The sequence below is a fragment of the Tabrizicola caldifontis genome, assembly GCF_004762095.1.
Taxonomy (GTDB): domain Bacteria; phylum Pseudomonadota; class Alphaproteobacteria; order Rhodobacterales; family Rhodobacteraceae; genus Tabrizicola; species Tabrizicola caldifontis.
The window spans coordinates 1-10,411 of the sequence record NZ_SIJH01000033.1; the positions used below are offsets into that span (position 1 = coordinate 1).

General features: G+C 62.5%; 12 protein-coding genes. 8 read left to right on the forward strand and 4 right to left on the reverse strand.

Features of this window, described 5'->3' with window-relative positions; all coding sequences use genetic code 11:
• Window positions 1–728: 728 nt before the first annotated feature.
• The 3 genes from EYB42_RS16810 to EYB42_RS16820 are packed head-to-tail and all read right to left on the reverse strand — an operon-like array spanning window position 729 to window position 3,209.
• The gene (locus tag EYB42_RS16810) at window positions 729–1,937 is read right to left on the reverse strand and encodes a nucleotidyltransferase domain-containing protein (RefSeq protein WP_135451234.1); all 1,209 of its coding nucleotides are present in this window, start codon (window positions 1,935–1,937) and stop codon (window positions 729–731) included.
• Window positions 1,934–2,959 (reverse strand): CBASS cGAMP-activated phospholipase, encoded by a 1,026-nt coding sequence (locus EYB42_RS16815; protein ID WP_135451235.1) that lies wholly within the window; start codon window positions 2,957–2,959, stop codon window positions 1,934–1,936. Before EYB42_RS16815 ends, EYB42_RS16810 begins: the two co-directional genes overlap by 4 nt.
• 25 nt (window positions 2,960–2,984) lie before the next feature.
• On the reverse strand, window positions 2,985–3,209 hold the full coding sequence (locus tag EYB42_RS16820) for a DUF2188 domain-containing protein (protein WP_135451236.1): 225 nt from the start codon (window positions 3,207–3,209) through the stop codon (window positions 2,985–2,987).
• Between the two features lie 107 nt (window positions 3,210–3,316).
• Here EYB42_RS16820 and EYB42_RS16825 point away from each other — a divergent pair, with 107 nt between their 5' ends.
• The 3 genes from EYB42_RS16825 to EYB42_RS16835 all read left to right on the forward strand — a co-directional run bounded on the left by EYB42_RS16825 (window position 3,317) and on the right by EYB42_RS16835 (window position 6,361).
• The gene (locus EYB42_RS16825; RefSeq protein ID WP_135451237.1) at window positions 3,317–4,396 is read left to right on the forward strand and encodes a helix-turn-helix domain-containing protein; all 1,080 of its coding nucleotides are present in this window, start codon (window positions 3,317–3,319) and stop codon (window positions 4,394–4,396) included.
• Window positions 4,397–4,488: 92 nt separating this feature from the next.
• Window positions 4,489–4,902, forward strand: coding sequence for a type II toxin-antitoxin system VapC family toxin (locus tag EYB42_RS16830; RefSeq protein WP_240784244.1), 414 nt, complete (start codon window positions 4,489–4,491; stop codon window positions 4,900–4,902).
• Between the two features lie 175 nt (window positions 4,903–5,077).
• Window positions 5,078–6,361, forward strand: a complete 1,284-nt coding sequence (locus tag EYB42_RS16835) for a tyrosine-type recombinase/integrase (protein WP_135451239.1) — start codon at window positions 5,078–5,080, stop codon at window positions 6,359–6,361.
• A gap of 3 nt (window positions 6,362–6,364) precedes the next feature.
• Here the strand turns inward: EYB42_RS16835 and EYB42_RS16840 are convergent, their stop codons facing one another.
• Window positions 6,365–6,967 carry a hypothetical protein gene (locus EYB42_RS16840; protein WP_135451240.1) on the reverse strand — a complete coding sequence of 201 codons (603 nt, stop codon included), beginning with the start codon at window positions 6,965–6,967 and terminating at the stop codon, window positions 6,365–6,367.
• A 623-nt stretch (window positions 6,968–7,590) separates the two neighbouring features.
• Here EYB42_RS16840 and EYB42_RS16845 point away from each other — a divergent pair.
• Genes EYB42_RS16845 through EYB42_RS16865 form a run of 5 tightly spaced genes read left to right on the forward strand, consistent with a single transcriptional unit; the run spans window position 7,591 to window position 10,196 of the window.
• Window positions 7,591–7,839 carry a helix-turn-helix transcriptional regulator gene (locus EYB42_RS16845; protein WP_135451241.1) on the forward strand — a complete coding sequence of 83 codons (249 nt, stop codon included), beginning with the start codon at window positions 7,591–7,593 and terminating at the stop codon, window positions 7,837–7,839.
• On the forward strand, window positions 7,836–8,075 hold the full coding sequence (locus EYB42_RS16850; protein ID WP_135451242.1) for a hypothetical protein: 240 nt from the start codon (window positions 7,836–7,838) through the stop codon (window positions 8,073–8,075). The genes EYB42_RS16845 and EYB42_RS16850 overlap by 4 nt, the downstream gene beginning before the upstream one ends.
• Entirely contained in the window at window positions 8,072–8,467 is a 396-nt protein-coding gene (locus EYB42_RS16855; RefSeq protein WP_135451243.1) for a VRR-NUC domain-containing protein, read from the forward strand. Before EYB42_RS16850 ends, EYB42_RS16855 begins: the two co-directional genes overlap by 4 nt.
• Window positions 8,464–9,471 (forward strand): helix-turn-helix domain-containing protein, encoded by a 1,008-nt coding sequence (locus EYB42_RS16860; RefSeq protein ID WP_135451244.1) that lies wholly within the window; start codon window positions 8,464–8,466, stop codon window positions 9,469–9,471. The genes EYB42_RS16855 and EYB42_RS16860 overlap by 4 nt, the downstream gene beginning before the upstream one ends.
• Entirely contained in the window at window positions 9,468–10,196 is a 729-nt protein-coding gene (locus EYB42_RS16865; RefSeq protein ID WP_240784246.1) for a hypothetical protein, read from the forward strand. The genes EYB42_RS16860 and EYB42_RS16865 overlap by 4 nt, the downstream gene beginning before the upstream one ends.
• Window positions 10,197–10,411 lie beyond the last annotated feature (215 nt).

Below are 10,411 nucleotides of genomic sequence, written 5' to 3' on the forward strand. Positions count from 1 at the left end.
GCCAGCCTCCTGCTCCCGCAGGATCGCGATGATCTGCTCCTCGGTGAACTTCGATCTCTTCATGTCCGGTCCTCTCCTTGGGCCGGACTCTAGCATCAAGTGGACGAGTTATCGGGGGTCACAGCACGGCCGACAACTTTTCGGTAGATGATCTGCCCATGCCTCCTAAAGCCGTCGTCGAATAGAACGGTGGAGGCCAACAGCCGTCCGCCGAGTTTCCTTCCCGATTGAATACGCTTGCCAGTTTGAAGCAAGGTATCATGTCCTTGAAGTTGCACGCCTTAGGGCTCGGCTCCTCGGAACCTCAGGGGCTTCCCCGGGATGCTGACCGCCACCCTTCCAGTCGTCAGTTCCTAGCCAATCCTCGAAATAGTAGAGCCAGAGATAGGTCCATGGGATGATGGTCTGGTCGATCCGCTTCGTCGGCTTCCACTCCCCAGTGCCTGGAAGATAAAGGCAGAGTCGTAGCGGATTGTTATAGACATGCGGCAACGCCCGCCCGCCCGCCAGTACCAACAGATCCGGATCGACAATCCGAACGGACGGCATCTCACCGGGTCTGTACGTGATGTGCGCATTGTAGGTCCGCGCTAGAGGGGTCGGCTGAACTGCCATTTGCCAAGTCAGGCGATTGACAGCCAACGAACCAGAACCGTTGATGGCCGGGTTGGATCGCAGAAACAGCAGTTGCTGTGAGAGCGTCAGATCTTTCCGGCCACCCCGCCCGATCATTGGTCGCCGAAGAATGTATTGGCGGCAACCGTCGTGGATGCTGCTGCCTTCGACGTCGTCAGGCCAATTAGGGGTGCGACCGAGAGCAGGCCAGATTTTCGACCATCAGAGACAGCGCCGACGCGGCGCCCCAAGACCCGACCCGTGACGCCAGCACCAAATGAACGCTCCATGTTCAGGGACAGGAGATCCTGACCAACAGCATCGCGAATGGCTTCGAAATCCGACAGCGCTTGCTTATGCCATTCGAAAAAGGCGCGGGGGCGGCGCGCATCCTTGTTCCAGTTGTCCGCGAAATTCTCGCCGTGGGTCGTCTCGTTAAGGACCGCATAGCCGCGTCGTCCGTCGAGCAGGGGGCGGTCGATGAAGTGAGGCATCAGCCTGACTACCTCGACCAGCACATCCATTGGGTCAGCAAAAACGTGCCGCCGGACACAGTAGACGTAGGCCTGCATCGCGAGCGTGGTGATGATAACAGAGATCGGGGCCACATCTTCCTTGTTGTTTTCATAGAAGACGTCGCGGTGCCGCTTGAGCAACTGCACTATGCGACGCAGGATACCCTTCTTCAGTTCGCGGGCAGGGAACGGTTCCACGGTCGCGGTCGCCCCATCCCGCTGCATCGCGATCTTGTTGAGCACAAAGTTGGGCATCAACGCGGCGCGATCATCGAACAGTATCTTGTACGCACGCGGGTTCGTCGGATGCCACTCACGCAGGGTCCGGTCCGGGACCAGTTCGCCTCCGTTAACGCACGACGGATTTGTGATAGTCGGAGAAAGGTCGAGGTGGAAATCACCCTCGTAGTTGAGACGCCAGCAGCGCTTCTTCTCTTCCAGGAGGCGCGCGTAGGTCGCGTGTTCCTTCAGACGACTCCCGACAGCGGCCTTGAGTGCGGCAGGGGAAATCGCCGACGCAACACCGGCACAGAAGCAGATCAGATCGACATCGAACTCGCGACGCCCGACCGGCTTAACAGCAGTTCCAAGCGCCGTGGATCCCTGAAGATAGACCAAGACGCTTGCAAGAAGCGGATCTGATGATGCGGACAGCCAGTCGCCTACTGCGCCATAGCTCTGGCGTGCGCGTTCGAACTGGGTTTCGGTCAAATCCAGGTCTTCGCCGATCTCATTGAGGATGGAAAAGATCTCTGAGCGGCGCCGGATATCGCCATCAGTCAGTACTTTGGGCAACATCTGGTTCATGCCGCATCTTCCTTAACTTGATGAACCGGGACGAAGGCGTCTGCGGGTTCCGTGAAAAAGACTGGGGTGAGGTGCGGTTTCGCCTTTCGCGCCTCCGACATGCCGATGCCCTTAAGCCGACCGATCTTCGTAGTGTCATCCAAGGAGAAGAACCCACTGGGGACGGATGGCGAAAACCGGTAAATCCGATCTCCATCGTAGGGATGACCCGTCAGGAGCTTGGCCATGCCAAGGGCACCATGTGACTGACCGTCGGCATACAGATTGAGTACTTTGAGCCCCAAACCGGCAACTCCCGGGCTCTCAGGCAACATGTAGACCTCATCAAGGCAACCTAAGCTCAAGATGCGCAGGTCTGAGGGATGCCAGCCTAGGAGCGTTATTGCTTCGACGACAGCTATAGCGGTCGGGTTGTTGGCCCATGTTCCGCCGTCGGTCAGACCGACGTCATCAGAGGTACGATGCCGCTTGTAGTAGGTGGGCGCGGCCGCAGTGGCCAAGGCAGCATCGAGCGCGCTCTTGCGATAATCTGTCTGCAACCGCACATGATGCGCTGTCTTGAAAATATACGGGCTCCGCAGATCTGGGTCCCAGGCCGGAATGACCAGTCGAGTCCTCGAATGTCCGATTAGAGCGCCGTTCAGCACGGACCCGATTTCCCGGGCGAGAATATCAGCGTCGTGCTTAGGTCTGACGGCCCACCGCCCCTTGGCTGCCAGGCTGTTCCAGAAGCGTCGCAACATACCGGGCGACCCGCCGCCGTCGCCGTTATGACCGAAGATGATCGGTCCGCGATGCTCATACAGATCAAGGAGTTCTCTTGCAGTACACCCCATGCCAAGGCCCAGAGCAATTATGCCTCCTGTCGAGGTACCGGCAATGAGGTCGAAGTAGCGCCCGATCGGTTCACCCAAGTCCTCCTCGAGGCTCGCGAGGAAGGCGGCAGGCAACGTGCCCTTGATCCCACCGCCATCGATGGAAAGGATGCGACGAATTTGCCGTTTGGTGCCGTCGTGGCTCATCAAGTTGCCTGCTCGCTTGTGCCGCTCAGCCCTTCGGCGGAAACGGATCCTTGCCGTAGGTGTTGCGCTCGCGGATGCGACCGTCCTCTCCGTGGATCAGCATCTCGCTGCCTTGGCGGATCGCCGCCTGACGTGCCGCGCTGATCGCTTCGCGTTGAGTCGCGTGGACAGAAGTCGCTCGTTCATTGCCCGCGCCCCTAACGGCCCAACCTTCGGAATGCGGGACAACATGCTGATTTTTCTTGGTCATTTTGATCCCTTTGCCTCGATTCTCGTTGACAACCCGTCAACTTCTTGTTGATATATATAGCAATCAAAGGCGCGCATCAACCACCGGAACGGCGCAGGGAGACGACCATGTTTGGACAGAGGCTCAGGCTTGCCCGCAAGCAAGCAGGACTATCAATGCAGGCGCTTGCAGAGAGTTTGTCCCCCAGCATCTCCGCGCAAGCGATCAACAAATACGAAGCGGACAAGATGATGCCGTCATCGTCTGTCCTCGTCGGACTGAGCAAATCTCTTGGCGTCTCGCTCGACTTCCTGTTGGGCGGCCAGGTGCATGCACTGCAGTCACTTGAGTGGCGGAAGACCTCCAGCGCATCCGCACAGGACCGCGCCAAGGCTGAAATGGTCGTGATCGAGAGGCTCGAGGATTACCTGTCCATCGAGGACATTCTTGGCTTCCACCAGCCTGGTGATCCCTTTGCGGATGTTAGGATCGACAAGGTTGAGGACGACGACTCGCTCGACAAGAAGGCGCTTCAGCTTCGCGAGAAATGGCAGTTAGGGATCGATCCTATTCCTAGCATGACTGCCCTTCTTGAGGACAAGGGCTTGAAGGTCATCGAGACCGATCTGCCGGAGCGCATCAACGGCATGGCTTGTCACGTCGAGCGGGCCGACCTCCCGCCGACCGAAGTGATTGTCGTTGCACGTCAGACCAACGTCGAGCGCAAACGGTTCAATCTTGCCCATGAACTGGCTCACCGGATCATTAGTGGCACCGGGAACCCGTCGATCCGTCTGGAACAGGCGATGAACCGCTTTGCCGGAGCCTTCTTGATCCCCGCTGAACATCTTACTGCCTTGGCGGGCCCAAATCAGCGTGGTGTCACCTATCACGAAATTATGCGGTTGAAGCGTACCTACGGCGTTTCAGCTGCTGCAATGCTAATGCGTCTTGGTCAGGTAGGGATCCTGTCGCGGGCAGCTGTAGAGTATGCTTTCAAGACCTATGCGCGCGGTTGGCGAAGCACTGAACCCGAGCCGATTGAAGACGGAGAAGGGTTCGCCGCCTTTGAAGTACCGCAGCGGTTTGAGAGTCTGGTCTGGCGTGCGCTCGGAGAAGAGCTGATTTCGCCGGTGCGGGCGGCACAAATGTTGGGCAAGCCCTTGAACATCATCGAACGTTCCATCCGGGGGCCCCGCGACCAGTGACCTGTGTTGTTGTCAACGATGCGTCGTGCTTGATTGACCTCCGCAAGGGGCGATTGCTTCATGTCCTTCTGCGACTCCCGTATCAGTTCCTCGTGCCACTGCCGATCCGCAATGATGAACTCCTCGACTTCACGCCTCAGGAATGGCGCATGCTCGAAGACGGAGGGCTTGCAACCCACGACCTTCCTGGCGAGGAAGTGGCACTGGTGATGGCGCTGAAGCGCGAACACCGCGGCCTTTCGGTAAACGATTGTTTTGCGCTGGTGACAGCCGCCGGGCAGAAGAACGGGATCCTTTTGACCGGAGACAATCAGCTTCGGAAAGTTGCGGCGACCAAGTCAGTCCGGGTACACGGGGTGCTCTGGATAATCGACGAACTGCATGCCGCGGTGATTTGCGACGCCGAACTTCTGATCTCAGCGCTCGAGGTTTGGAGGGACGACCGCGCTGTCTTTCTACCCAACGCCGAGATCGAAAAGCGCCTGCGAAGGCTCCTTGGGAAATAGATAGATGCCCTTGCGGAAGCCTGACCTGCCCGACCCACCTCCCTGACTTCCAAGATCGGATTTCCCCTCCCCGCCCCAATTCCACCTTCCGCCTGTATTCCGGTCCCGGCCCTGTGGTCCGACTTGATAGTGGCGCGGGTCTACGCCTGTGTCGTCGGGCAAGGAGGCGGGATGCATGGTCAAGAGACTGAAACTCAATGAAAAAACCCTGCGCGAGGCGGAACCCAAGCCCGGCGTCAGCTATCAGATCTTCGACACGGAGGTGATCGGCTTCGCCGCCCGGGTGCAGGCGTCAGGTGCGCGGACCTTCACCATCGACTACCGGCACGCCGGGCGGCAGCGGCGGATGACCATCGGGCGCTGGCCGGAGTGGAGCGTCACGGCCGCGCGCGAACGGGCGAAGGAACTGCGCCGCGCGATCGACGAGGGACAGGATCCTCTGGCGGCGCGCGACGAATGGCGAGGGGCCCCGCGCGTCACGGACATGATCGACCGCTACATCGCCGAGCATCTGCCGAAACTCGCCAAGACCAATGCGGGTGACCAGGTGTCGATGCTGAAGAAGATGGTCGAACCGGCCTGGGGCAACCGGCTGGTGACGGAGATCACCAAGACCGACGTCGCGAAGTTCCTCGATTTCGTGGCCGAGGGCCGCCCCCGCCCCTGCAAGGCGAAACCCAATAACCGGGCCCGCAAACTGCAAGGTCACAAGCCCACCCCGGTCCGCGCCAACCGCATGGGTGAGGTGCTGCGCAAGATGTTCACGCTGGCGGTGGAATGGGAATGGCGGACGGACAACCCCGCGCAGGGGTTCCATCGCCGCATCGAACATGCCCGCGAGCGCTTCCTGTCGCCCGAAGAGCTGACTCGACTGGCGGTCATGCTGGATGCTGCCGAGGATCAGCGCGCCGCGGCGATCATCCGCATGTGCATGTTGACCGGCGCGCGGGTGGGCGAGGTCCGAACGGCGCGGTTCGAACAGTTCAACCTTGACTATGCCATCTGGTCGAAACCTGCCTCGACCACCAAGCAGCGCAAGATCCACCGCGTGCCGATCTCTCAGGACGTCGCGGCCATCGTGCGGCTGCGCCAACAGGCGGTGCCCAGCGGCAATCCATGGCTCTTTCCCGGCGACACCGTGGGCCAGCCCGTGCGGGAAATCCGCCGCTTCTGGGCCAAGGTGCAGAAGGATGCCGGGCTGGCCGACGTCCGCATCCATGATCTGCGCCACACCTTTGCCTCGCTGCTGGTCAGTGGCGGCGCATCGCTGGAAATGATCGGGAAGCTCCTTGGCCACAGCCAGATGCAGACCACCCAGCGTTATGCGCATCTGATGGATTCCCCTCTGCGCGCGGGCGTCGACACGGTGGCCAGCCTCCTGCGTCCGCGGCCGCGCCTTGTGCGTGACGCGGCGCAGGACGGGGCGCAGGAGCGGACCGGCCTGCCGAAATCCGCCTGACCCTCACGCCGCATCCTCGCCGCGCAACCTGCGCCAAAGCGAGGTCAGCCGCTTGCGGATGGTGCTTTCATCGGGCACCTCGCCTGACTTCGAATTCTGGACAAACCAGTCCTGCACCAGCGAGATCAGCGCGGTCTTGGTTTCCGGCAGTCCCTTCTCGTGGGCGAACCAGAACAGCCACGCATACATCGCGTCCCAATCGTAGCGCGGTGTGGCGCCGATGGTGGAAACCAGACGGGGCAAGAGTTCACGCTCGTCCTCGAACTGGTGCAGATTGCCGGCGTCCACCAGCAGGTCGAAGGACCGGACCAGCAGGCCCGCGGCCGGATCGGTTATCGTGAGCCAAGTCGACGTCCCGAGCGGCATGACCCGCTTCAGGCGCGCGTGCTCGTCACTCGGGCCGATCCTTCGGAACAACCCCATGAGTTCGGCCATCGGCGCCTGCACCATTCCGGCGACGGTTTCCGCGCCGCAGAGCACCGGCGGAATACCCATCACGACATGCAGGTGCCCCGCCGCCGCCCAGCCTGCGACGTCGGCCGGGTGACGGTTCCAGCGAAAGGCCAGTTCGTAGATCGAATGGAAGGCAACGGGCGGCAGGGGCATCGGGAAACTCCTTTCAGACATGCAGCATCCTTCGGCCAGGGCCGTCGGCATGCAGGTTACAAATGACCCGCCGTGCCGAGCACGTGGGCAAACTGGGGTTCAGAGCACGTCGTCGAGGAAAACCGCCTGTAAGCCAGAGGCACACCGTGACCGGCGTGCACATCCGACTGCGTTCGTCTTTTCGATTCTTGTGGACTGCTCAACCATGAATCTACGCATCCGGAAGGCGAGCACGCAACCACAATCCTGCGCTGTTCGTCACGAACAAAGAAAGAACATGTGGATATCGTCGAGTGCCTGCGGAACCCGACCGGAACGACCTATTCCGGTAGTTCCGCTCCCCTCGGAAGCGCCGAATCCGTCCGAAGGCCGGTCAAAGCGCCCGGCCCGGAGGGAGCGGTGATGCACGCGCACAGTTCGCCGCCCGGAACCGCCTCAGATGACGGCCGCGGAGGCGTATGCCTGGTGTAGCTCCGACTCGCAGCAGCCAAGAAAGTCCATTGAAACAAAGGGCGGAATAGGTCGGCGGCCTGCAATTCCACCTTCCGCCTGTCTTCCGGTCCTCGCGCTCTGCTTCGCTGAACCGACCCCGCCATAGGGGTGCCACGCGAATGGAGCAGCCGATGAAGGACATTCAGACCGATCTTGACGAGGACATCCCCGACCTGCTGGCCGACTGGATCAGCCGAGAGCAGTTGGCCCGGGCGCTGGGCCTGACGGCCGACACGCTGTCCCGGTGGGAAGCCCGCCGCCACGGGCCGCCGTGCACACGCATAGGTCGAAAGACCTTCTATCGCCGCGCCGCCATTCAGGAGTGGATCCGCGCGCAGGAACAGGCCCATCCGGTGCGTAAGACGCGAGGCCGGTCATGACCATCCAGCACCGCAGTTCCGCCTGGCCCGCCGACCGCGTGGCCGAGGCCCGCGCCGTCATCGCCGATGTCGCGCATCACAGTGATCTTCTGATCCGGCTCGCCTGCAACGTGCTCGTCCAGCATGGCGAGACCCCGGGCGAACGTGCTGATGCCCAGCGCCTGCTGTTCGTCGTCAATACGCGGCGGCCGGTGCGGCGCGCCCAGCGCGAGGATCAGGGGAGGGCTGCGCGATGATGCGCCGACGCACGCCCGAGGCCGATCTTCAGCGCGCCGTCGTGCAGGCGCTTCGCATTGCCCTGCCCCGCTCGGCCATCATCCATCATTGCGCCAACGAAGTCACCGAGGCCGGGCCCCGCGGGGCCAAGCGCCAGGCGATCCTTGTCGGCATGGGCGTCCATGCCGGGTTCGCCGACCTGATGGTGATCTGTGATGGCCGCATCCTGTTTCTCGAGCTGAAGGCGCCGAAGGGGCGGCTACGGCCGGAGCAGGAGGCGTTCCGCGACGCGGTGATGGCGCAGGGGTTCGGCTGGGCGCTGGTGCGCAGCCTCGACGATGCGCTGGGCGCGCTGGCCGATCACGGGTTCACCACGCGCATCGCCCCTTCCCCGCGGAGGCCCGCGCCATGAGTCACGAGGCCACCAACTGGGCCATCAAGCAGCGCGGATTGAAGCCCACGACCAAGATCGTGCTCTGGCACCTTTGCGACCGGTTCAACCCCGACTACGGCTGCTTCCCCTCACAGGACCGGCTGGCCCATGACTGCGAGATCAGCCGGTCGACGCTGAACGATCATCTTGGCCAGCTCGAGGCGGTAGGCTTGCTTCGGCGGGTGCCGCGGCTCGATCCCGTGACCAAGCGCCAGCTGCCGACACGCTACATCCTGGGGTTCGAGCAGGGCTTCACACCCGTGGCCGTGGTGCCGTGTCCGGAAATCGGACATGGGGAGGATGAGAGATCAGAAAGCGTCGACGATGCCAATGCTTGTACTGGTGACGGCATGGCCAATGCGCTGCCGTGTCCGGATTTCGGACACGGGGATTGTGCCAGAGCCGTGTCCGATTTTCCGGCTGACCCGTGTCCGGAAAATGCCGAAAGCCGTGTCCGAAATCCGGACACTAACCCTGTAAGGGAACCTCTAAGTAAACCAGTAAAGGAGGAGGAGGGCGCGCAGGCGCGCGTGGCGATTTCCGATGAGGTTTTCGGGGAACTGCTGGCAGCGCTGGGCCTCGACCCCGCCGCCCTGCCCGGCTGGTGGCAAGGCTGGCCACCCCGGCTGCACGTCCAGCGCTGGCGTGACGAGCTCGGGCTGACCGAGGCGGAGATCATCGCCACGGCCGAAACCTCCCGTCAGGAGCACCCCGAACCGCCAGACGGGCCGAAGGCGCTCGACCGCGCGATGCAGCGCGCCGCCCAGCGCAAGGTCGAAGATGCCGGGCAGAAACGGCGCAAGCGCAAGGCGCCCCCTGTCCCGGCCGCAAAGCCGATCACCGACCTGCCCGCCTTCTACGCCGAACTGATCAACTCCGACCGCTACCTGCCGGTCAGCGCGATCAGCAACACGATGCGCGACGCCATGTTGGCCCGGGGGCTGGTGACGGCCCAGCGCCTGCGACAGCGGGGCGTGCGATGACCCTGCATCGACCGATCGGCCGCACCGGCAGCACGAGGGTGAAACGCGCGCTGGGCGTGCAGGCCGCGCTGGAATGGGCATTCCGGGTCGAGAAGGCTCAGTTGGAGCTGCCTCCGCCGCGGGACGTGACCAAGGAAGGGTTCGGCTTCGGCCTGGAATACGTCCTCCTCCAACGCGCGGTGCTGGGCTGCAGGATCGACGGCGGCCGACACAAGATCGGCGGCTACACCCACGAGGATGCCGAGGTGATCGCCGCCACCGTCGCGGGAATCCCCGACAGCTTCGGCGGCAAGCGCATGGCGATCCGGGTCGCCGAATTGGCCCGCGCCGGTCTGACCCCGGACTGGATGCCCGGCGCCGTCCCGCTTTGCGTGCCGATCGAGATCAAGCGCAACCAGCACGGTGAGCGCGCGACGACCATCGTCGTCGGCACCGAACGCATCCTCTTCCGCGGCAAGTGGCGCACGGTGGAGGTCCTGGCCTGTCCGGTGACGTTCTCACCTCATCCGCAGCAGATCGTGGCCGCCCGGCGCGACTATGACGACTGGTGGCAGGCGCTGGGCTGGGTGCGGGAGGGGCTGATCGCGGGCGGCATGTTGCGGGAGCTCGACGTGACGGCGGCAATGCCGAAGGCGCGGCCGTGGAAGATCAAGAAAAATAGTGTCAGTCCTAGCGGAAAGCAGACCAATGGGCCTGCAGAATGGCGCTTGCAGAAAGTGCGCTAACGCTCCCGAAAGCTAATGTCCATAGGTCGCCAACAACCAGTCGGCTGCCGTCGCGGCAAAGTGAAAGGACAGTGGCAGGTCATGAGCGCTGCTGTGACCCCCGATAACTCGTCCACTTGATGCTAGAGTCCGGCCCAAGGAGAGGACCGGACATGAAGAGATCGAAGTTCACCGAGGAGCAGATCATCGCGATCCTGCGGGAGCAGGAGGCTGGC